Annotated in this window: 18 protein-coding genes; 6 read left to right on the top strand and 12 right to left on the bottom strand. The window is 71.4% G+C overall.

Features of this window, described 5'->3' with window-relative positions:
• Positions 1-4 precede the first annotated feature (4 nt).
• The 6 genes from Actob_RS01190 to Actob_RS01165 all read right to left on the bottom strand — a co-directional run bounded on the left by Actob_RS01190 (position 5) and on the right by Actob_RS01165 (position 5,339).
• On the bottom strand, positions 5-370 hold the full coding sequence (locus Actob_RS01190) for an NADH-quinone oxidoreductase subunit A (RefSeq protein WP_014687421.1): 366 nt from the start codon (positions 368-370) through the stop codon (positions 5-7).
• 82 nt (positions 371-452) lie between these two features.
• The gene (locus Actob_RS01185; protein WP_284918071.1) at positions 453-1,745 is read right to left on the bottom strand and encodes a geranylgeranyl reductase family protein; all 1,293 of its coding nucleotides are present in this window, start codon (positions 1,743-1,745) and stop codon (positions 453-455) included.
• Between the two features lie 116 nt (positions 1,746-1,861).
• Positions 1,862-2,122 (bottom strand): hypothetical protein, encoded by a 261-nt coding sequence (locus Actob_RS01180; protein ID WP_284918070.1) that lies wholly within the window; start codon positions 2,120-2,122, stop codon positions 1,862-1,864.
• Between the two features lie 108 nt (positions 2,123-2,230).
• Positions 2,231-2,884 (bottom strand): demethylmenaquinone methyltransferase, encoded by a 654-nt coding sequence (locus Actob_RS01175; RefSeq protein WP_284922201.1) that lies wholly within the window; start codon positions 2,882-2,884, stop codon positions 2,231-2,233.
• 424 nt (positions 2,885-3,308) lie between these two features.
• Entirely contained in the window at positions 3,309-4,544 is a 1,236-nt protein-coding gene (gene mqnC, locus Actob_RS01170; RefSeq protein WP_284918069.1) for a cyclic dehypoxanthinyl futalosine synthase, read from the bottom strand.
• A gap of 33 nt (positions 4,545-4,577) precedes the next feature.
• Positions 4,578-5,339, bottom strand: a complete 762-nt coding sequence (locus Actob_RS01165) for a TetR/AcrR family transcriptional regulator (RefSeq protein ID WP_284918068.1) — start codon at positions 5,337-5,339, stop codon at positions 4,578-4,580.
• 70 nt (positions 5,340-5,409) lie between these two features.
• On the opposite strand from Actob_RS01165, the gene Actob_RS01160 reads away from it, so the two are divergent.
• The 4 genes from Actob_RS01160 to Actob_RS01145 all read left to right on the top strand — a co-directional run bounded on the left by Actob_RS01160 (position 5,410) and on the right by Actob_RS01145 (position 11,685).
• The gene (locus Actob_RS01160) at positions 5,410-5,790 is read left to right on the top strand and encodes a VOC family protein (RefSeq protein ID WP_284918067.1); all 381 of its coding nucleotides are present in this window, start codon (positions 5,410-5,412) and stop codon (positions 5,788-5,790) included.
• 40 nt (positions 5,791-5,830) lie between these two features.
• Entirely contained in the window at positions 5,831-8,998 is a 3,168-nt protein-coding gene (locus tag Actob_RS01155; protein WP_284918066.1) for a DEAD/DEAH box helicase, read from the top strand.
• A 1-nt stretch (position 8,999) separates the two neighbouring features.
• A complete protein-coding gene (locus tag Actob_RS01150; RefSeq protein WP_284918065.1) occupies positions 9,000-9,830 on the top strand; it encodes an SWIM zinc finger family protein in 831 nt (276 codons plus the stop codon).
• Positions 9,831-10,728: 898 nt separating this feature from the next.
• On the top strand, positions 10,729-11,685 hold the full coding sequence (locus Actob_RS01145) for an aldo/keto reductase (protein WP_407653534.1): 957 nt from the start codon (positions 10,729-10,731) through the stop codon (positions 11,683-11,685).
• Positions 11,686-11,929: 244 nt separating this feature from the next.
• Here Actob_RS01145 and Actob_RS01140 read toward each other — a convergent pair whose 3' ends face one another.
• From Actob_RS01140 to Actob_RS01125, 4 genes are all read right to left on the bottom strand, one after another.
• Entirely contained in the window at positions 11,930-13,462 is a 1,533-nt protein-coding gene (locus Actob_RS01140) for a COG1361 family protein (RefSeq protein WP_284918064.1), read from the bottom strand.
• 78 nt (positions 13,463-13,540) lie between these two features.
• A complete protein-coding gene (locus tag Actob_RS01135) occupies positions 13,541-14,392 on the bottom strand; it encodes a menaquinone biosynthetic enzyme MqnA/MqnD family protein (protein ID WP_284918063.1) in 852 nt (283 codons plus the stop codon).
• Positions 14,389-15,612: an MFS transporter gene (locus Actob_RS01130; RefSeq protein WP_284918061.1), complete on the bottom strand. Its 1,224-nt coding sequence runs from the start codon at positions 15,610-15,612 to the stop codon at positions 14,389-14,391. The genes Actob_RS01135 and Actob_RS01130 overlap by 4 nt, the downstream gene beginning before the upstream one ends.
• Positions 15,613-15,674: 62 nt before the next feature.
• A complete protein-coding gene (locus tag Actob_RS01125; protein WP_284918060.1) occupies positions 15,675-16,241 on the bottom strand; it encodes an ArsR/SmtB family transcription factor in 567 nt (188 codons plus the stop codon).
• A 191-nt stretch (positions 16,242-16,432) separates the two neighbouring features.
• Here Actob_RS01125 and Actob_RS01120 point away from each other — a divergent pair, with 191 nt between their 5' ends.
• Both Actob_RS01120 and Actob_RS01115 read left to right on the top strand, forming a co-directional pair.
• Positions 16,433-18,439 (top strand): HelD family protein, encoded by a 2,007-nt coding sequence (locus Actob_RS01120; RefSeq protein ID WP_284918059.1) that lies wholly within the window; start codon positions 16,433-16,435, stop codon positions 18,437-18,439.
• Positions 18,439-19,305 (top strand): LLM class flavin-dependent oxidoreductase, encoded by an 867-nt coding sequence (locus Actob_RS01115; protein WP_284918058.1) that lies wholly within the window; start codon positions 18,439-18,441, stop codon positions 19,303-19,305. Before Actob_RS01120 ends, Actob_RS01115 begins: the two co-directional genes overlap by 1 nt.
• On the opposite strand, the gene Actob_RS01110 is transcribed toward Actob_RS01115, so the two are convergent.
• Both Actob_RS01110 and Actob_RS01105 read right to left on the bottom strand, forming a co-directional pair.
• A complete protein-coding gene (locus Actob_RS01110; protein ID WP_284918057.1) occupies positions 19,286-20,818 on the bottom strand; it encodes a hypothetical protein in 1,533 nt (510 codons plus the stop codon). The genes Actob_RS01115 and Actob_RS01110 overlap by 20 nt on opposite strands.
• 74 nt (positions 20,819-20,892) lie before the next feature.
• A complete protein-coding gene (locus Actob_RS01105) occupies positions 20,893-21,330 on the bottom strand; it encodes a GNAT family N-acetyltransferase (RefSeq protein WP_284918055.1) in 438 nt (145 codons plus the stop codon).
• Positions 21,331-21,360: the final 30 nt, after the last annotated feature.

The raw sequence follows: 21,360 nt of genomic DNA, 5'->3' as shown, positions 1-21,360 counted from the left end.
GTTATCAGTCCCAGTTGAGTCCGCCGCGGCGCCACACGTACGTGTAGGCGATGAAGACGGTGACGATGAACAGGACCATTTCCACGAATCCGAACAGGCCCAGCGCCTCGAACGAGACGGCCCACGGGTAGAGGAAGATGGTCTCGATGTCGAAGACGATGAAGAGCATCGCCGTCAGATAGAACTTCACCGGGAATCGGCCGCCGCCGACCGGTTGTGGGGCCGGCTCAATGCCGCATTCGTAGGCGTCCATCTTTGCCCGGTTGTAGCGCTTCGGCCCGACGATCGGTGCGACAGACACCGAGAACAACGCGAAGAGCGCGCCGAGGATCAGCAACCCGACGATCGGGACGTATGGGTTGATCGTCATCTTCACTCCCGTACGACTGTTAGCCGCTTCACACTAGTTTTTCGCTTTTGTATCCCTTTGGTCGGGGTGCCCGATTCCGTCGTCAGACGGCGGGCGCCACCTTCGTCAAGCCGTTGATGATGCGGTCCATCGCGTCGCCACCGCGCGGGTCGGTGAGGTTGGCGAGCAGCTTCAGGACGAACTTCATCAACGTCGGGTGCGGCATGCCGTGCTTGGTGGCCAGCCGCATGACCTGCGGATTGCCGATCAGCTTCACGAACACGCCACCCAGGCGGTAGTAACCGCCGAACCGCAGGCTGAGCTCGGCCGGGTAGGCCCGCAGCGCCCGCTCCCGCTCCGGGCCCGCCGGACGCGCCAGCGCCTGCACCGCCACCTCGGCGGCCAGCTCACCGGACTCCATCGCGTACGCGATGCCCTCGCCGTTCATCGGGTTGACCATGCCACCCGAATCGCCGACCAGCATTACCCCGCGGGTGTAATGCGGCACCCGGTTGAAGCCCATCGGGAGCGCCGCGCCGAGCGTCGGGCCCTCCGCGTTCGCCTCGTCCCGCATCCCCCAGTCCTCCGGGGTGGAGCCGAGCCAGTCGGTGAGCAGGTTGCGGTAGTTCGTCTTACCGAAGGCGGTGGACGAGTTCAGGATGCCGAGACCGACGTTCACCCGGCCGTCGCCGAGACCGAAGATCCAGCCGTACCCCGGGAGCAGCCGGCTCGGGTCCTGCGCGCTGCGCAGCTCCAGCCAGGACTCCAGGTAGTCGTCGTCCGCCTTGACCGCGGAGCGGTAGTAGCGCCGGACGGCCACCCCGAGCGGGCGGTCGTCACGCTTGGCCAGCCCCAGGGCCAGCGGGAACTTGCCGGAGACGCCGTCCGCGGCGATCACCAGCGGGGCGCGGTACTCGACCGGCTCTTTTCCGGGACCGGCCTTGGCCTGGACCCCGATCACGTAGCCTTCGTCATTGAGGACCGGGCCGGTGACGTTCACGTTCGTGCGGAGCAGGGCGCCGGCCTCCACCGCGCGGCGGGCCAGCATGTCGTCGAAGTCGAGGCGCGTGCGGACCAGGCCGTAACCGGGGAAACTCGCCAGCTCGGGCCAGTCCAGCTCGAGCCGGACCCCGCCGCCGATCACTCGCAGGCCCCGGTTCTGCAGCCAACCGGCCTTCTCGGAGGTGTCGATACCCATCCGGACCAGCTGACGGACGGCGCGCGGAGTCAGGCCGTCGCCGCACACCTTCTCGCGCGGGAACTCGGTTTTCTCCAGGAGCAGCACCCGGACACCGTGCCGGGCGAGATGGTAGGCGGCCGCACTGCCGCCCGGTCCCGCGCCGACCACGATGACGTCTGCCTCGTCAGCGACGGTGGATGGCGGGTGGTCGTTCACGGTGCAGCCTCCGATCCGCAGTGCTCGTGAATTAGTTCACAAGCATGCCTCGGTCGGAGTCTAGGCCGACTATCGACGATCTTTGCACTCAGGTCGACCGGATTGTTTCGACGAGGCTACTGAATCGGGTCAGAGTCTCCCAAAACGCGCTCCGCGATCCCACGTGCCGGACCGTTGAGATGATCTCGGATAGTGCCGTCCATCGCTCGGTCCAAAGCGACGATCAGTTCCTCTACCAGGTCTTGGGCAAGCAGCGGATCCTGGGCGGCGACCATCCGGATGCGGTTGGCCAGTTCGCTGGCGCGCCGCTCACCAGCCTCGCCCTCGTCGATCGAGAGATCGATGTCAGTGTCCTCAAGCTGTCCGAGTTTCGTCATGACATCGAGCTAAACAGCCACTTCGCGCCTTGTTCACCAAACACCCGATTTGTCACCGACGCGCGGCATCCGAACCCTTCAAGATCAAGATCCGATTCGGGTACGCGGTCAGCTCCGTCGCGTGGCCCGGTGCAGCGCCACCACGCCGCCGGTCAGGTTCCGCCAGCCCACCCGGTCCCACGGTCCCGAGCCGGCGATCCGCGCGGCCAGCCCCGCCTGGTCCGGCCACGCCCGGATCGACTCGGCCAGGTACACGTACGCGTCCGGGTTGCTCGACACGCCGCGGGCCACCGCCGGCAGCGACCGCATCAGGTACTGCATGTAGACCGTCCGGAACGCCGGGTTCACCGGGGTGCTGAACTCGCACACCACCAGCCGCCCACCCGGACGGGTGACCCGGCCGAACTCACGCAGCGCGGCCTCGGTGTCCACCACGTTGCGTAACGCGAAGGAGATGGTCACCGCGTCGAAGGTGGCGTCCGGGAACGGCAGTCGCAACGCGTCCCCGGCCAGCAGCGGCACCTCGGCTCGCACCCGCCGGCCGGCCTGCAGCATCCCGACCGAGAGGTCCGCGCCGACCGCGAAGGCCCCGGAACGCCCCAGCTCGTCGGTGGACACCCCGGTACCCGCGCCCACGTCCAGCACCCGCTCACCCGGCCGCAGGCCGAGCGCCTCCCGGGTGGCCTTCCGCCAGCCCCGGTCCTGGCCGAGTGAGATCACCGTGTTGGTCAGGTCGTACCGCTTGGCGACGCCGTCGAACATCTCGGCGACCTCGTGCGGCTGCTTGTCCAGATCTGCGCGCGTCACGTCGACTAACTCTGCCCCATCCGACCGCCCCGCCCGCCACCCTTGATACGGAAGAGACTGCTTTCACAGCAACAGAACGGGCGGGATGGTGTCCCATCCCGCCCGTTCCTTGTGCGTTATATATACGACCGCCATCGGTCGGGTCCGACTGCTCGTCACCGACGCTGACCGCCTGGCGACGCATGAGGTTTTCCCGTTGCCTTACGCAGGCAACGTAACCAGCGGGAAAGAGCCGGTACAGGCAACAGGCGGGCTCGTTACGAAGGAGCAATACAGCCCTCACCGGTCCGACGACCCCCACCCTGGCCGAACGGCCAGGTGGGAACCGTCGAAGAGGTCGTGTACGCAGGTGGCGAGTAACGATCCGGTCGCGGGCCGGTCAGCTCGCCTCGACCAGCGGCAGCTGTTTCCGGCCGCCGCCGGGGATCGCGATCGATGAGAAGTGCGACACCACCCGGTCGTCGGTCGGATCGTCCGCGGCGGTCCGGTGCACCGCGAGGTGCCGGTACCAGGTGTCGCGCCAGGCCGGGATCCGGTCGGCGGTGCGGATCATCGAGATCAGCTCGTGCAGGTTGGACCGGTGCCGGGCGCCGGCCGAGGAGATCACGTTCTCCTCCAGCATGATCGAGCCCAGGTCGTCGACGCCCATGTGCAGCGAGAGCTGGCCGATGTCCTTGCCGGTGGTCAGCCAGGACGCCTGCAGATGCGCGACGTTGTCGAAGAACAGCCGGGAGACCGCGATGAACCGCAGGTACTCCATCGTGGTGGCCTGGGTGCGGCCCTTCAGGTGGTTGTTCTCCGGCTGGTACGTCCACGGGATGAAGGCCCGGAAGCCGCCGACGTCGTGCGACTCCTCCACCGGGACGTCCCGGTAACCCCGGGCCACGGCGAGGTCCTGCACGTCGCGGATCATCCGGATGTGCTCGATCCGCTCGGCGTTGGTCTCGCCGGTGCCCATCATCATGGTCGCTGTCGAGGACAGCCCGTTACGGTGCGCGACAGCCATCACCTCGAGCCAGCGCTCGCCGCTCTCCTTGAGCGGGGCGATCGCCTTACGCGGCCGATCGGGCAGCATCTCGGCGCCGGCACCGGCGATCGAGTCCAGGCCGGCCGCCTTGATCCGGACGATCGCGTCCTCGATCGAGACGCCCGAGACCTTGGCCATGTGCAGGATCTCACTCGGGCCGATCGAGTGGATGGCGAGCTGCGGGAACGCCTGCTTGACCGAGGAGAACAACTCCTCGTAGTACTCCACACCGAAGTCCGGGTGGTGCCCGCCCTGCAGCATCACCTGGGTGGCGCCGAGCTCCACCGCCTCGCCGCACCGGCGCAGGATCTCCTCGGTCGGGTGCGACCAGCCCTCCTTGTGCTTCGGTGCCCGGAAGAACGCGCAGAACTTGCACGCCGTGACGCACACGTTCGTGTAGTTGATGTTGCGGTCGATCAGGTACGTGACGATGCCGTCCGGGTATCGCCGGCGGCGCACCGCGTCGGCTGCCTCGCCCAGCGCGTGGAACGGGGCGTCCGTGTAGAGCAGCAGCGCCTCCTCGGGGGTGATCCGCCCGCCGTCGGCGCCACGCTGCAGGATGCTGTCGATCTCCGGATTCGCCGTCACGTCAGGAAGCGTACGTCCACCCCGCGGCCGTCGTCAGCGGCCCGGGTCACCGGAACCCCGCCCGTCGATCAGCACGCCCAGGCCGTCCAGCACCCGCCGCAGGCCGAAGTCGTAGGCGTGGTCGGGATCGTAGGCGGTGCCCAGCGCCTCGCCCGCCGCCGCGCCGACCCGGGTCGCGGTCGGGTAGGCGTGCTTGTCGAAGACCACCTCGAAGATCGGGCCACGCTCCTGCCACCACGCCCAGTCGGTCTCCTGGCTGCGCTCCGTCGCGGCGCGCACCTCGGCGGCGGTGCGCGCCGCGGACTGCACGAAGCCGATCAGGAAGGTGAGCGACGAGTCGATCTCCAGGTCGGTCAGCCCGCAGCCGTCGAAGGCGCGCAACTCGTGCTCGTACTTCGCCATCAGGCCGGGACCCAGCGGCGGCCGGCTGGCCGGCAACCCGGCCACCCACGGGTGCTCGGCGACCAGCGCGCGGTTCTCCTCCGCGATCGCCGCGAGCCGCTCCCGCCACGGCCGGTCCGGCAGCTCCCGCCGGGGCATCGCCAGGTAGACCCGGTCCAGCATCAGGTCCAGCAGGGTCGCCTTGTCCGGCACGTAGGTGTACAGCGTCATCGGCACCACGCCGAGCTCACTCGCGACCCGGCGCATCGACACCGCGTCCAGTCCCTCGGCGTCGGCCAGGGCGATCCCGGTCTCGACGACCCGGGCCACGGTCAGGCCCGGACGGCGGCCTCGCTTGCGCTCGGCCGCCTCCGGAAACCAGAGGAGGTCGATGGTGCGGCGCGCTTCGGCCATCGGGGTGGCACTCCTTTCTTGTACGGCGTATTCTGTACGGCGTACAGCTAACTCGCCCTGGGGAGGCGCCATGCGAATCAAGTCGTCCGTCGTCTGTGTCACCGTCGACGACGTCCCGTCCTCCAGCAAGTTTCTCGCGGACCACTTCGGCTACACCGAGCGGATGTCCGCTGACGGCTTCGCCTCGATGACCCGGGAGGACGACGGGGTCGACGTGGTGTTCCACGGCGTCGGCCTGGAGGTGTTGCCGCCGGAGCTGCGCCAGGTGCGGGTCGCGGGCACGATCATCGCGTTCGTGGTCGACGATCTCGACGCCGAGCAGGAGCGGCTGCGTGCCGAGGGCGTCGAGCCCTCCCTGCCGATCCGCGAGGAGCCCTGGGGCGAGCGGCTGCTGCTGGTCACCGACCCCAATGGGGTCGTCTACGAGCTCGCGGAGTTCACCGAGCGGTAAGCGAGCCGATAATCTCGACGGACTGCGCAGGGGGTTGAAAGTGCTCGTCGTTCATGGCGGCTGGGTGCCCGGGTCCGGGCGGCCCGGCCGGTTGCTGCTCTGGGCCGAGGAGCCCGCCATCGAGGAGTCCGCACCCTCCCGGGCACGGCTCCGGCCACATCCGTTCGCGGCCGGCCCCGAGGCGCTGCGCGCGGCCCTCGACCTGGCGGAGGCGACCGCCGGCACCTCACTGGTCCAGCTGCCCGGGACGACACGCGGCCCGATCCCCTCACCCGAGACCGGCGTCGAGACGACCTCCCCGCGCGGGGTCCGGCTCGCCGGCTGGACCGTGCCCACCCTGGCGGTCCCCGGCGAGTCCGCGCTGGGCCTGCTGGCCGAGCTCGCCGAGCCCGACCCGGCCGCGCCGTGGGTTGCCGGCGCCTCGCTGCGCTACCTCTGCCTGCTCGCCGGCTGGGCCTGCGACCTGGCCCGGCGCGGCCGCATGCTGCCCCAGCTGGTGATCGAGCAGGGCGTGCCGGCGGCCCGGTGGCGCTCCGTGCTCACCGGCCCCGACCTGGCCACCTACCGTGACTTCGCGGCCGGCATGCCGCCGGTCGTCCGAGCCCTCACCGCTCCCGCCCCGGGCCCCTCCTCCCGCCCGGGCACCCCCACCCGGCCCGGCGTCGCCCCCGCCACCTCCACCGCCGCGGCCCCCACCGGTTCCCTCCCGGCCGCCCCGGCACCCGTCGGCGCCACTCCCGCCGGGGACGGCTCGGCAGGGCATGAGGCCGGGCGCACGCTGCGAGACGCACTGGAGACGATGCTCGACGCGGCCGCCCGCTCGACCCTGCCGGAGAAGATTCTGGGTGGGCACCGGGCCGGTCCCCGCGCGCCGCTGCCGGACCGCTGGGTCGGCGCGCTGACCGCCACCGATCCCACCCTGCCCGACGCACCCGCCGCCGAGCTGCGCGACCTGCGCAAGGCCCTGGACGACTGGATGCGCGCCGCCCAGGCGGCGAATGGTCCGATCCGGGTGAGTTTCCGGCTGATCGAGCCGGAGCCGGGCGAGGACGAGTGGGACCTGGAGTTCGCCCTGCAGTCGGCCGAGGACTCCGGGCTCTACCTCCCGGCCGAGGCGGTCTGGGCGGGCGAGCGCTTCCCCGGCCTGCCGCGCCGCCCCGACGAGGCACTCCTCGCCGGGCTGGGCCGGGCGGTCCGGCTGTTCCCGGCGCTGCACGAGGCGCTCCGGCAGCAGCAGCCCGCCGCGATGACCCTGAGCACCGCCGAGGCCTACGACTTCCTCCGCCAGGCCGCCCCGCTGCTGCAGGCGGCCGGGTTCGGCGTGCAGCTGCCGTCCTGGGCCGGGCGCAAGGGCGTCGGCCTCAAGCTGACCACCCGTTCCAAGTCCAAGTCCGGGAGCTCCTCCCGCGCCGCCGCGGATTCCGGTTTCGGGCTCACCGAGATCGTCGACTTCCGCCTCGACCTGGTGATCGGCGACGGCGTGGTGAGCGCCGACGAGTTGGCCGAGCTGGCCCGGCTCAAGGTGCCGCTGGTCCGGGTCCGCGGGCAGTGGGTGGAGCTCGACGATCGCCAGCTCAAGGCCGCGCTCAAGGCGGTCGGCCGGCGGCGCGAGGGCGAACTCACCGCCGCCGAGGTGCTGCAGCAGGTGGTCGAGGGTGGCGAGGAGGACCTGCCGCTGGTTGAGGTGGACGCCGACGGCACGCTCGGCGACCTGCTCTCCGGCCAGGCCTCGGAGCGTCTCGACCCGATGCCCACCCCGGCCGGCTTCCAGGGCGCCCTGCGGCCGTACCAGGAGCGCGGCCTGTCCTGGCTGCACTTCCTGAGCCGGCTGGGTCTGGGCGGGATCCTCGCCGACGACATGGGCCTCGGCAAGACCGCGCAGACCATCTCGCTGCTGCTCACCGAGCGGCTCGGCCACGCACCGGGCGAGATCGCACCGACCCTGTTGATCTGCCCGATGTCCCTGATCACCAACTGGCGCAAGGAGGCCGCCCGGTTCGCGCCCGCCCTGCGGGTCTACGTGCACCACGGCGCCACCCGGCAGCGCGGCGAGGACTTCCTGGCCGCGGTGGCCGGCGCCGACCTGGTCCTCACCACCTACGGCACGGCGTCGCGGGACCTGGAGGCGCTTCGCGAGATCAGCTGGAGCCGGGTGGCGTGCGACGAGGCCCAGGCGATCAAAAACAGCGGGACGCGCCAGTCCCAGGCCGTCCGCGCCATCCCGGCCCGGACGCGCCTCGCTCTGACCGGCACCCCGGTGGAGAATCACCTGGCCGAGCTGTGGTCCATCATGGACTTCTGCAACCCCGGACTGCTCGGGCCGGCGAAAAGGTTCCGGCGCCGGTTCCAGGAGCCGATCGAGATCAACCAGGACGAGGATGCGACCGCCGCGCTGAAACGGGCGACCGGGCCGTTCGTGTTGCGTCGCCTGAAAACCGACAAGACCATCATCTCGGACCTTCCGGAAAAGAACGAGATGAAGGTGTGGTGCACGCTCACCCCCGAGCAGGCCACCCTCTATCAGGCCGTGGTCGAGGACATGATGTCCGAGATCGAGAGCAGCGAGGGCATTCAGCGGCGGGGCAACGTACTGGCCGCGATGATGAAGCTCAAGCAGGTCTGCAACCACCCGGCGCACCTGCTCAAAGACGGTTCTCGGCTGCCCGACCGGTCCGGCAAGCTGGCCCGGCTGGAGGAGCTGGCCGAGGAGATCGTCGAGGACGGCGACAAGGCGCTCGTCTTCACTCAGTACGCGGAGTGGGGCTCGCTGCTCCAGCCGTATCTCGCCGCTCACCTGGACCGCCCAGTGCTCTGGCTGCACGGTGGCCTGAGCAAATCCCGCCGCGACGAGCTGGTCGAGCGGTTCCAGACCGCCGATGAGCCGATGCTCTTCCTGCTCTCGCTGAAAGCCGCCGGCACCGGCCTGAATCTCACCGCCGCCAACCACGTCGTCCACTTCGACCGGTGGTGGAACCCGGCTGTCGAGGACCAGGCCACCGACCGCGCATTCCGGATTGGACAGTCGCGCGATGTGCAGGTCCGCAAGTTCATCTGCACCGGCACGCTGGAGGAGAAGATCGACGCGATGATCGAGCGGAAAAAGGCACTGGCCTCCGCTGTCGTCGGCACCGGCGAGGAGTGGATCACCGACCTGAGCACCGATCAGCTGCGCGAGCTGTTCGCGCTGGACCCCGCGGCGGTGGGTTGAGATGCCCTTCGACAAGTCCGGTCGGTTCTACGAGGCGGGTCGTCCGATCGAAGTGGACGGTGGGCTCGCCGTCCGCTCAAAACGGGGCAAAATCGGCGAGCAGTGGTGGTCACGGCGCTTCGTGGACGTGCTGGAGGAGGTGTGCGATCCGGGCCGGTTGTCGCGCGGCCGCGCCTATGCGCGCAAGGGCCAGGTGATCGACTTCGCGTTGAGCGCGGGGCAGTTGGTGGCCCGGGTGCAGGGCTCCCGCCCGACGCCGTACCAGGTGACGATCCGAATCGCCGCGTTCGACGAGGCACAGTGGACGGAAATCACCGAGGCGCTCGGTGCGCAGGCGCTCTACCGCGCCGCCCTGCTGGCCGGCGAGATGCCGCGCGAGATCGTCGACCTGTTCACCGACCTCGGCCTGCCACTCTTCCCGTCGCAGCTGAACATCGACTGCTCCTGCCCCGACTGGGGCGTCCCGTGCAAGCACGGCTCCGCCGCCCTGTATGTGCTGGCCGAGGCCTTCGACGACGACCCGTTCCTGGTCCTGGCCTGGCGCGGTCGCGCTCGCGAGCCCCTGCTCGACGCCCTGCGCGGCACCGCCGACCCCGGCGAGGCGGTGGACCCACTCGCGGTCCCCGACGAGCCCCTCGCCGACCGCCTCACCGACTTCTACTCCCCCGCCGTGAGCCTGGGCCGCCTCCGCGAGCGACCAACCCGCGGCAGCACCCCACCGGAGCTGCTGCTACGCGCCCTCGACCCACCACCGATCAAGGTGCGACACATCCCGCTCATCGACCTCCTGCGCCCCATCTACCGCGACTTGGCCGCCCCCACCGAGGACTAATTAGGAGCCACCGCAACCCGCCGACCGACCGAGCAGCACGAGCGACCGCAGCCCGCCATCCGACCAAGCAGCACGAACCACCGCAACCGGCCATCCGACCAAGCAGCACGAGCGACCGCATCCCCCATCCGACCAAGCAGCACGAGCGACCACACCCCCCATCCGACCAAGCAGCACGCACCACCTTCGCCAGCGGAACACCAAAGCCACGGCCCGCCCAACCGAACCGCAAAGGCCGCGCTACGCACCTAGTTGACCGACAACCGCCTCAACCGCGGGCGGCCAAGGGAAGCAAGCGGCGCGCGGCCAAAGGTGAGGCCGCGGCCCGACCGAGCGGACCGCCGCGCGAGGAGTGTGACCTGGCGCTCGAATCGAGTGCGTGAGGACTGCGGCCGGCGACGCACCCGCCACGGCAGGCACTTCGCCGACGGCGCGCAGGCGCGGCGGGCGGGCGCTTTGACCGACGGCCGCGGACGGCTACTGCTAGCGGCTGCCGCGGGCGCTTCGGCTGGCGGCGGGCGGGCGCTCCAGGCGGCGGCGCACGGGCGACGGGCGGGCGCTTCGGGGCGGCAGTGGGAGGGCGCATTGGCCGACGGCCGCGGGCGGCTGCTGCGGGCGTTTCGGGCGGCGGCGCACGGGCGGCGGGCGGGCGCTCCCGGCGGCGTGCGCGGCCTCGGGCGGCGGGCTGGCCAGTGGGCATGGGCCGCGCCCATCGTGAACCGATCGTGGGCGAGTCCACGATGGACGCGGCGGCTTGGAGCCTACCCGACAAAGGCTGATTTCACCTTCCCGAGAGTGCTCATCAGCATGCGAGGAGTAACAACCGGTGTCAATAGACACCAACCGATATGTACCTCTTTCCCGGCTCCGGCACCACCCGCGAACTAAGGTTCGGGACATGAGTGAGATGAGCTACCGCCGGCTCGGCGAATCCGGCCTCGTCGTGTCCGTGGTCGGCATCGGCTGCAACAACTTCGGTCGCAAGCTCGACGCGGACGGCACTCGCGAGGTCGTCGACGCGGCGCTCGACGCGGGGATCACGCTGTTCGACACCGCTGACATCTACGGCACCCCGCACGGCAGCTCGGAGCAGTTGCTCGGCGCGGCGCTCAAGGGCCGCCGGGACGAGGTGGTGCTGGCCACCAAGTTCGGCATGAACATGGAGGGGATGAACGGACGGGACTTCGGCGCCCGCGGCTCGCGGCGTTACCTGATCCGCGCGGTCGAGGCGTCGCTGCGCCGGCTGGAGACCGACTACATCGATCTGTACCAGCTGCACGAGCCCGACCCGGCGACGCCGATCGAGGAGACGCTTGCCGCGCTGGACGACCTGGTCCGTTCCGGCAAGGTGCGCTACCTCGGCAATTCGAACTTCTCCGGCTGGCAGATCGCTGATGCCGACTGGACCGCCCGGGCGGCCGACCTCACCCCGTTCATCAGCGCGCAAAACCGGTACAGCCTGCTGCACCGGGAGGTGGAGACCGAGGTCGTCCCGGCCTGCGAGCGCTTCGGACTGGGCCTGCTGCCGTTCTTCCCGCTTGACTCGGGGCTGCTCTCCGGCAAGTACCGGCGTGACCAGAAAGCAGCCGCCGGCACCCGACTGTCCCAGGAGCGCTACGCCTCCTGGCTGGAGGCCGCCGACTGGGACACCATCGAGGCGCTGACCGCGTTCGGCGCCGAGCGCGGGCACAGCCTGCTCGAGGTGGCGATCGCCGGCCTGGCCGCCCGCCCCGCGGTGACCAGCGTCATCGCCGGCGCCACCACCCCCGAGCAGGTCCAGGCGAACGCCGCGGCGGCCAGCTGGGATCTCACCGCCGCCGATCTCGCCGCCCTCGACACCATCCTCAACCCCTGATCGAGGACCGCGAGCACCAAAGGCCGCACAGCGAGCACCGGAAGCGACAAGGACCGGCCCAGCGAGACCGCGAGTAGCAAAGGCCGCACACCGAGCACCGGAAACGACAAAGACCGGCCCAGCGAGACCGCGAGTAACAAAGGCCCCACACCGAGCACCGGAAACGACAACGACCGGGCTCGGTAGGGCCCGGGATGCAGTGAGGGCCGGGTGCACCGCACCCGGCCCTCACTGAAGCGAAGCGTTACTCCACCACGGTGACGATGCGTCGGCGACGCGCGAACCGGAAGGCGATCACGCCCGCCGCCAGCAGCGCCACGCCGCCACCGGCCAGCGGCAGCGCCGACGGCCCGGTGATGGCCAGCCCGCCACCTTCGCCGCCGGTCCCGTCGTCAACGGTCAGCGCGGCCCGGTCGTTCTTGTGCTTGGTGTCCTGCACCCCGCCGTCCACCTGGACGAACCCGGCGTCGTGCGAACCCTCCTGGATCATCGCCTGGAAGGCGAACAGGCTCTTGCCGCCCTTCGGCAGCTGCCCGATGACCAGGCAGACCCAGTCCCGGCTGTCCAGCTTGCCGTCCAGGTCGACCTTCGACGGCGAGGTGCCCGGCAGGCACATCTTGTCGACCTCGGTGAGCCGCACGTTGGCCGGCACCTTGACGTGCACGTAACCGACCCACTTGGTGCTCAGCGGCACGGTAGCGGTCGGGCCCAGGTTCTGCGTGCCCACCTTGACGGTGACCTCGTCACCCGCGGTGCCGTGGAAGACGCCGCCGATGGCCTTGCTGTCCGCGTCCGACCTGCCCACCTTGACCATGAACTCGGTCAGGTTGTCGGCCGGGTTCAGGTCGTCGTCGAGGCCCTTGTCGAGGCCGTCCGCGATGTCGTCGCCCAGGGCCGCGACCGACATCGCCTTCTGCAGCTTGAGGTCGGTGCCCTTCTTGCCGGCGTTCCGCTTGGCGAAGGCGGCCACGTACTTGTCGGTCAGGCCGACCGCGACCACGCCGGTGAAGTAATCGACCGGTCCGGGCGCGTCCACGCCGACCTTGATCTTCGCGGGGGTGGCCGGGGACAGGGTGGCCGACTCACCCGGGGCCAGCGGCTCGTCGATGACGCAGACGATGCCGCCGAAGTCCTCGTCGCTCTCGCAGTTGCGGTAGTTCAGGATCGGCTGGATTCCTGGCTGGGCGGCCACCACCAGGCCGAGCGGCCCGGACTCGGTGTTGCCGGTGTTCTTCACCAGCACCGGCAGGTCCGCGGACTGGCCGCGGTTCAGCCGCATGTCCTTGATGTCGGCGAGCTCGAGGTCGACGCCCTTCTTGGTGGTACGCACCACCGTCAGCTGCACCTTGTCGTGCTCCTCGCCGCCGACCGTGGTGGTCACGTCGAAGTGCGAGGTCAGGTTGGTCTTCGAGGCCACGTCCGGCCGGACCGTGAAGCTGAAGTTGCGCCGCTCGCCGGCCGCCAGCTTGTCGAGCTTGCAGGCGGTGACCGAGCAGCCGGCCGGCGGCACGAAGCCGAGGTCGGCCGGCACCGGGCCGGGGCCGTCGGCGAAGCCGATCACGACGTTCTTCGCGTCCACGCCACCGAGGTTGTAGACGTCGAACTTGACCGACTTCGACTGGCCGTCGAGCACTGTCACCGTGTCGGTGATGTTCAGCAGCAGCACCGGGAAGCCGACCAGGGCGTCCGCCTGGGCGGGCAGTGCCAGTCCGGACACGGCGAGCCCGGCGGCGACCGGGGGCAGAACGAGGCGGCGGAGCAGGGCACGCAAACGCATGGACACCGACTTCGGACTTGGGGCCGCGCGGGCGGCGGGGAGAAAGTCCGAGGAGCCTAAGCGGCCGCTCCGAAAAGATCAAACATCGGCGAAGAGCAGGCCATTCGCCGGCAACGGCGGCACTTCTCCCCGATTCGCCGCGCGCCGGGCGAATTCCGACACGCCCTGGATCTGCCGCTCACCGAGGGAGAAGTCCAGGGCCCGGAAATAGTTCGCCAGGGTGGCCGCGTCGAACGGCTCCCAGCGCGCGGCCGCCTCGGCCACCTCGTCCAGCTCGCCCAGGCACAGCTCCTTGGACCGCTGGAACGCCTCGTGCACGTCCTTGACCTGACCCGGGTGGGCCGCCGCGAACTCCTTGCGGACCGCCCAGACGGCGAAGACCATCGGCAGGCCGGTCCACTGCCGCCAGGCGTCGGCCAGGTCGATCACCTGGAGGCCGAGTGCCGGGGCCTCGTAGAGCGCGCGCAGCGCCGGGTCGCCGATCAGCGCCGCCGCGTCGGCCGACAGCAGCATCTGGGACAGGTCGGGTGGGCAGCGGAAATAGGTGGGCTCGACGCCGTACCGATCGGAGAGCAGCATCTGCGCGAGCAGGACCCCGGTCCGCGAGGTGGAGCCGAGAGCGACCGGCCGTTTGTCGAGCTCGGCCGGCGGCCGGGTGGTGACCAGGTTCACCGAGAGCACCGGGCCGTCGCTGCCGACCGCCAGGTCGGGCAGCAGGAGCAGCTGGTCGGCGTGCTTCAGGTACTCCACCAGGGTGATCGGGCCGATGTCCAGGTCACCGGCGACCAGGGCGGCGCTGAGCCGGTCGGGGGTGTCCTTGTGCAGGTCGACGTCGAGCAGCGCGCCGGAGCGCATCAGCCCCCAGTAGATCGGCAGGCAGTTGAGGAACTGGATGTGACCGACCCGGGGCCGACTGACGCTGTCGCTCATGCAGCGACGTTATCCCCGATCTCGGGCCCCTCGCTTGTCACGGCGTCGTCTGGTGGCTCACGTCGCACCAGTGGCCAGCAGGCCACGGCTGCCAGCAGCCCGGCCGCACCGGCCCCGGCGACCAGCACCCGGGTGTCGAACCGCTCGACCAGCGGACCGGCCAGCAGGTAGCCGAGCAGCCCGGCGCCCTGGACCACGGCGGAGACCACGGCGAAGGCCCGGCCGTGCGCCTCGCTGGGCACCCGGCCGGCGACGATCACGGCGAGGCACACGTTCAGCCCGCCGTTGCAGGCGCCGCCGAGGATCCAGAGCGGCACCAGCCAGCCGGCCGAGGTGACGGTCGCGGCGGCGAGCACCGCGACGCAGGATCCGGCCAGCAGCCCGAGCACCACCCGGACCGTGAGCCGACGCCGAGGCACCCGGCCGAAGAGCGGGGTGAACAGCACCATCCCGACCGTCCAGGACGCCGCGACCAGGCCGAACACGGTGGCTGAGGCACCCAGCGTGCCGCGGATGAAGAACACTTCGAACACGTTGATCGCGCCGACCCCGGCGACCGTGGCGGCGATGGCCACCGTCATCACGGTCAGCGTCCGATCGGCCCGCAGCCGGAACCCGACGGGCGCCGCCGTCTCGCCGCCGGCGCCGCCCCGCCGCCGGGTGCGGATCAGCAGGGCCACCACGACCAGCGCGAGGTAGCTGGCCGCGTCGATCAGCAGCGGCACGCGGGGCCCGGTCTGCCCGACCAGGAACCCGGCCAGCGCCGGGGCGGCCAGCATGCCCACCTGCCCGGCGGTCTGCGTGATGCCGCTGGCCCGGGCCAGGTCGTCACGGTGCACCATGCGTGGCAGCAGCGCCTGGATGGTCGGCTGGGTGACCGCGAGACCGGCCGCGAGCAGCGCGACCAGCCCGATGATCGCGACGGGGTGGCTGGTCACCGCGAGTGCCGCGCAGACCAGCGCCTGCCCGGCCCCGGTCAGGACGATCACGGTACGGCTGTCCGCCCGGTCCGCCAGCCGCCCGGTGAGCGGCGCGAGCAGGGCGGGCGGCAGCGCCGCCGCCAGCAGGAGCCCGGAGACCGCCAGGCCACCGTGCCCGGCCTGCTGCAGCACCAGGGCGAGGGTGGTCGCCGCGAGGAAGTCGCCGCAGACCGAGATCGCCCGGCCGCCGGCCACCAGGTAGACGTCCGTCCAACGCGAGCCGGCAGATGCGAAGGACATACTTCGAAAATAATCCTTCACATCTGCTCGCGCAAGGCGTGCGGGCGTACCGCTGTCGATGGTCAGTCCAGCGGGAACGCCGTGTACTGGACCACCACCTTCCGTGCCCCGGCCGGCGGATCGGCCAGCCGCTCCCGCACCCGGTACGGCTCCATCAGCTCCCGCACCTGCTCGCTGAGCCGGGCCAGCTCGGCCGGGGTGACCAGGAGCTGCTGGCCCATCATGGCGCTGGACTCCCGCCACTCGGCCGGCTCGTCGTGCTGCCGGTCCAGCCAGTCGCGCACCCGCTGCTGGTCCCGGGTCAGGTAGAGGTCGACCAGCGTCCGCACGGCGGCCGCGGCGTCCGGCTGGTCGGCGTCGCCGTCGATCCACAGGCTGCTACCGGTGCTGCGCCACCGCCGCTCCCGGCCGTCCCCGCTCGGCGCCTGCTCGACCAGCCCGTACTTGGCCAGCTCCCGCAGGTGGTAACTGGTCGCGCTGGGGGAGAGCCCGACCAGCCCGGCAACCTCGGTCGCGGTCACCGTCGAGCCGGTGACGTTGAGATGCTCCACGATCTCGATCCGCGCCGGATGCGCCAACGCCCGCAACGTACGCGCATCGGTCACCCGCACGTTCTCCCGCTCCGCCATGCACCCATTCTCGACCGAGCGAAAACCCGGCGAAAAATCGGTGGACAGCGGACGCCGGAGGCGTAGCGTTTAGGGCCGCTTGACGGCCGTGGTGAGCATGCACCGCAGCGGACGTCCCCGCGCCGGCGGCGGCCGACACGCCTCCCGGAAACGCGAGCGCAGCCGATGAAACAGTCTGCCGAGGATGCCCCGTGTCCGCATCTGATCTCGACGTCGAACTCACCGCCGAGCGCACCCACCTCTCCGAGTCCCGTGCCGCGCTGCGCCGGATGCGCGGCCGGGCCGAGGCCCTCTTCTCCACCGGCGACAAGGTGGCCGGCGACGCCTACACCGCCGAGCAGCTGGGCCGGCACATGGCCCGCCGGGTCAAGGAATTGGCCGACGACCCGGACACCCCGCTCTTCTTCGGCCGCCTCGACATCGAGGAGGTCGCCTACCACGTCGGGCGCCGGCACGTCACCGACGACGCCGGCGAGCCGATGGTGCTGGACTGGCGGGCGCCACTGTCCCGCGCGTTCTACCGGGCCAGTGTCCGCGACCCGCAGGGCGTCGCCACCCGGCGCCGGTTCGGGTTCGTCAAGGGCGAGCTGACCAGCTTCGAGGACGAGCACCTCGATCGCGGCGAGGAGCTGGGCACCAGCAGCCGGATCCTGACCGCGGAGATCGAGCGGCCACGCGTCGGCCCGATGCGCGACATCGTCGCCACCATCCAGCCCGAGCAGGACGAGCTGGTCCGCGCCGAGCTGGCCGACTCGATCTGCGTGCAGGGCGCACCCGGCACCGGCAAGACCGCCGTCGGCCTGCACCGCGCGGCGTTCCTGCTCTACCTGCACCGGGAGCGGCTGCGCCGGTCCGGGGTGCTGATCGTCGGGCCGAACACCGCGTTCCTCTCCTACATCTCGGCGGTCCTGCCGACGCTCGGCGAGGTCGAGGTCCAGCAGTCCACGCTGGACGACCTGGTGGGGCGGGTGCCGGTCAAGGCCGTCGACTCGCCCGCGGCCGCGCTGGTCAAGCACGACGCGCGGATGGCCGAGGTGCTCAGCGGGCTGCTCTGGAGCCGGATCGCCGCACCGACCCAGCCGATCATGGTGTCCGACGGTTCCTATCGCTGGCGGATCGACACCGAGCCGCTGCGCCGGATCGTCGACGAGGCCCGGCGTGAGGGCCTGCCCTACGCGACCGGCCGGGAACGGGTCCGCGCCCGCGTCGTCGGCCTGCTGCAACGCCAGTCGGAGTACCGCACCGGCAACTCGCCGAGCGAGTCCTGGCTCCGCAAGATGAGCAAGATCCCCCAGGTCACCGAGTTCCTCGAGGCCTGCTGGCCCGCCGTCACGCCGGAGTCGCTGGTCGCCGGCCTGCTGACCGATCCGTCGGCCGCCGGTGAGCTGCTGACCGAGCCGGAGCAGGACGCGATCCGCTGGGTCAAACCACCCAAGACCGCCAAGTCGGCCAAGTGGACGGCGGGCGACCTGCTGCTACTCGACGAGGCCGCCGGGCTCCTGGAGCGGGAGAACAGTTTCGGTCACGTGGTCATCGACGAGGCGCAGGACCTGTCCGCCATGCAGGCCCGCGCGATCGCCCGGCGCAGTGAGCACGGCTCGATCACCCTGCTCGGCGATCTCGCCCAGGGGACCGCGCCGTGGGCCGCCACCGACTGGCGGGACATCCTGGCTCACCTCGGCAAGCCGGACGCCGCGGTGGTGCCGCTGACCGTCGGCTTCCGCGTACCGGAAGCGGTGGTGACACTGGCCAACCGCCTCCTGCCGGCGCTCGGCGTGCAGGTGCCCGAAGCGGTCTCCCTGCGCCGGGACGGCGATCTCGTGATCGTGCCGGTCGCCGACCCGGCCGACCTGGACGCGCGCACGCTGGCCGAGGTCACGGCGGCGCTGGAGCACGAGGGCTCGGTAGCGGTGATCGCGGCGGACACCGCTGTGGAGCGGATCCGCGGGCATCTCACGGCGGCCGGCATCGCGCACGCGACGCCCGACGACGTCGATGCCGAGGCGCGCGTCACTGTGGTCCCGGCCACTGTCGTCAAGGGCTTGGAGTACGACCACGTCGTCGTCCACGAGCCCGCCGACATCGTGGCCGCCGAGCCGCGCGGCCTGAACCGTCTCTACGTGGTCCTCACCCGCGCGGTCACCCGGCTCTCGGTCATGCACGCCAAGCCGCTACCTGAACCGCTTAACATCGGCTGATGCCTCGCATCGGAGTGATGTTCGACCGCGACCTGTCCCCCGCGGACCTGCCCGCCTTCGCCGCCGCCGTGGAGGAGGCCGGTGCCGACGACCTCTGGGTGGTGGAGGATCTCGGCTGGGCCGGCTCGATCAGTACGGCCGCCCTGGCCCTGGCCGCCACCTCCCGGATCCGGATCGGCATCGGCATCGCGCCGGCGCCGCTGCGCAGCCCGGCCCTGCTCGCCATGGAGCTGGCCGTGCTGGCCCGGGTCCACCCCGGCCGGCTGGTGGCCGGTCTCGGACACGGCGTGCCGGAGTGGATGCGCCAGGTCGGCGTCGAGCCCAAGTCCAAGTTGGCCATGCTGGAGGAGACCATCGTCGCGGTGCAGGGACTGCTGCGCGGCGAGACGGTGACGCTCAACGGCCGGGAGGTGTGCATCGACGGCCTCCGCCTGGTGCACCCGCCGGCCTCGGTCCCGCCGATCGTCACCGGGGTGGTGAAACCGCGTTCGCTGGAACTGTCCGGCCGGGTCGCGGACGGGACGATCCTGGCCGAGGGCAACGGCCCGGCGGAGATCGAGTCGGCGCTCACGCACATCCGCCGGGGTGGTGCCGGCGCCGAGCACGAGTTGATCGTCTTTACGTACCTGCACGTCAACGACGATCCGGCGGATGCCGCGAAGATCACCGGCCGGATGGTCGAGGACCAGGCCGGCTGGCTCGGCGTGCCACCGTCCGAGATGTTCTCGCTGATCGGCCCGGCCGCCGAGGTGCCCGACAAGGTGCGGTCGCTGGTCGACGCCGGCACCGGCACGGTCGTCCTGCGGCCGCTCGGCCCGGATCCGATCCCGCAGGTCCGGGCCGCGCTCAGCGCGCTCGGTCGCTGATCAGGCGGGACATCTCCGGGATCGGCAGCGACGGGTTGCCCGCCGCCGACTCCGCCACCCGTGGATCCGCGTCGCCGAGCAGCTCGGCGACGCGGTCCGGCGGCAGCGCCGGGTGTCCGGCCGCGATCGGCCGGGCCCGCTCGTCGGTGAGGCAGCACTCCAGGGCGGCGGCGCCGGCGTTCGGGTGCCGGGCGATCTCGCGCAGTGCCTTCGGCACGCGCGGATCCCGCCGGGCGAGGTCGAGGAGCAGGTCCGCCGGCGCCTCCGGGTTCGCCGCGACACTGCTTTTCACGCGTACGCCATGGGCCGCCACCATGCCGGCCAGCCGCTCCGGCGAGAAGCCCGGATGCCCGGCCACCGCCGCGACCACCTTGGCGTCCGGATCGGCGGCGAGCCCGTCCCGCACGTCGGCGGGCAGGTCGCGACGCATGGCGAGCAGCATCCGTACCGCCGGGTCGGCAGCGGTGGCGAGCTGCCGGACCTCCCGATCGGTAGCTGCCTCGATCCGTGACAGCAGGACCGGCCCGATCCGGGTGGTCCGGGCCAGCTCGGCCAGCACGTCGAGCGGGACGGCCGGGTTGTGCGCCAGCCGGCGCCGGACCTCGTGGTTCGGGTCGGCGGCCAGCCGGCGGATCAGCTCGTCCGGCAGTCCCGGGTTCTCGGCCAGGGCGTGGCGTACGCCCGGGACCGGGTCGCCGGCCAGCCGCGCGGCCACCTCGGCCGGCAGCCCGGACCGCGCCGCGAGCGTCCAGCGCAGCGTCGCCGACTCCGCGCCGGCCAGGCTGACCAGGCACGACAGCGGCGTCGCGGGGTTATCCACAGCCTGGTACCGGAGGCTGTGGATAGCGGATTCGTGGCTGCCGTCGCAGGCCGCGCCGGGTGGCAGCGTGCAGTCCGTCCGGGAGCAGTGCGGATCGTGCACGAACGGGATCGGTTCCCGGTCGCAGACCAGGCAGGCGTCCGGCGGCGGGTCGTTGGCGACCAGCGCGGCCAGCAGCTCCGGCGGCGTGCCGGGGTTCGCCGCGACCATCACCCGCACCTCGGCGTGCCGGTGCCGGGCCAGCCGGGCGAGCAGCTCCTGATCGGTGGTCCGCCAGGCGAGCTCGGCGACGACCTCCGGGTCCGGGTCGGCGGCCAGCAGCTCCCGCACGTCCGGCGGCAGGTCCGGGCAGGCGGCCAGCTCCTGCCGCAGTTCCGGGTCGGTCTCGGCGGCCAGCCGGCGCGCCCAGCCGGGCCGCCCGCGTCCCGCGTCGAGCAGGGCCAGGGCGACGGGCGCCCAGGCGGTCGTCCCGACCGGCTCGTCCCAGTCGTCAGCGGACAGCCGGCCGTCGTAGGCGAGCCGGACAGCGGCCGGCTCGAACCGGCCGGACAGCTCGCGGACCTGAGCGTTCGTGAGTGCGGGGTGGGCCGCGAGCGCGCCCGCGAGTTCCTCGTCGGCCAGCCCGATCAGGCGGTCGACCAGCGCGGGCGGCAGGGCGGGGTTACCGGCCAGAGCCACCAGGAGGTCATCCACGATCGAGCATCCTCGCCGCTCGGCCGCCGCGCCGGAACCCCTTTCTGTTGCATGTGGATCTCAGCTCGGAGCGCTCACCCCAGCGGCTTCACCCAGCGGGACCACTCCGACTGCGGACGGTAGCCGTGCGCGGCCCAGATGCCGTGCGCCCGTTCGTTGGCGTTCAGCACCATGGCGTCCGCCCGGGTACCACCCAGCTCGCGGAACCGCTCCTCGGCCGCGGCGATCAGGCGGCCGCCGATGCCGGCCCGGCGCCGATCCGGGGCCACCGCGAGCCGGTACAGGTGACAGCGCCAGCCGTCCCACCCGGCGATGATCGTGCCGACGATCTCGCCGTCCCCATCGGCACCGGTGACGGCCAGGATCAGCGCGTCCGGATCCCGGGCGACCAGCGCCTCGACCGCCTCGGCGGTGTCCACCGGACGGCTGTCGTTCTCGGCCGCCGCCTGCCAGAACTCGAGCACCGCCGGTAGGTCGGCCGGCTCGGCCCTTCGCAAGATCAGGTTGAGCACGCCGCCACCCTACGAACTTTATGGCACAAA

The organism is Actinoplanes oblitus (genome assembly GCF_030252345.1).
GTDB lineage: Bacteria > Actinomycetota > Actinomycetes > Mycobacteriales > Micromonosporaceae > Actinoplanes > Actinoplanes oblitus.
This window is presented reverse-complemented; position numbering and strand designations above follow the sequence as displayed.

Bases quoted from the DNA above. Each gene is read 5' to 3' on its own strand.
- Actob_RS01190 (WP_014687421.1), bottom strand. From the start codon at position 370: ATGACGATCAACCCATACGTCCCGATCGTCGGGTTGCTGATCCTCGGC.
- Actob_RS01180 (WP_284918070.1), bottom strand. From the start codon at position 2,122: ATGACGAAACTCGGACAGCTTGAGGACACTGACATCGATCTCTCGATC.
- Actob_RS01175 (WP_284922201.1), bottom strand. From the start codon at position 2,884: ATGTTCGACGGCGTCGCCAAGCGGTACGACCTGACCAACACGGTGATC.
- Actob_RS01165 (WP_284918068.1), bottom strand. From the start codon at position 5,339: ATGGCCGAAGCGCGCCGCACCATCGACCTCCTCTGGTTTCCGGAGGCG.
- Actob_RS01160 (WP_284918067.1), top strand. From the start codon at position 5,410: ATGCGAATCAAGTCGTCCGTCGTCTGTGTCACCGTCGACGACGTCCCG.
- Actob_RS01150 (WP_284918065.1), top strand. From the start codon at position 9,000: ATGCCCTTCGACAAGTCCGGTCGGTTCTACGAGGCGGGTCGTCCGATC.
- Actob_RS01145 (WP_407653534.1), top strand. From the start codon at position 10,729: ATGAGTGAGATGAGCTACCGCCGGCTCGGCGAATCCGGCCTCGTCGTG.
- Actob_RS01140 (WP_284918064.1), bottom strand. From the start codon at position 13,462: ATGCGTTTGCGTGCCCTGCTCCGCCGCCTCGTTCTGCCCCCGGTCGCC.
- Actob_RS01135 (WP_284918063.1), bottom strand. From the start codon at position 14,392: ATGAGCGACAGCGTCAGTCGGCCCCGGGTCGGTCACATCCAGTTCCTC.
- Actob_RS01130 (WP_284918061.1), bottom strand. From the start codon at position 15,612: ATGTCCTTCGCATCTGCCGGCTCGCGTTGGACGGACGTCTACCTGGTG.
- Actob_RS01125 (WP_284918060.1), bottom strand. From the start codon at position 16,241: ATGGCGGAGCGGGAGAACGTGCGGGTGACCGATGCGCGTACGTTGCGG.
- Actob_RS01115 (WP_284918058.1), top strand. From the start codon at position 18,439: ATGCCTCGCATCGGAGTGATGTTCGACCGCGACCTGTCCCCCGCGGAC.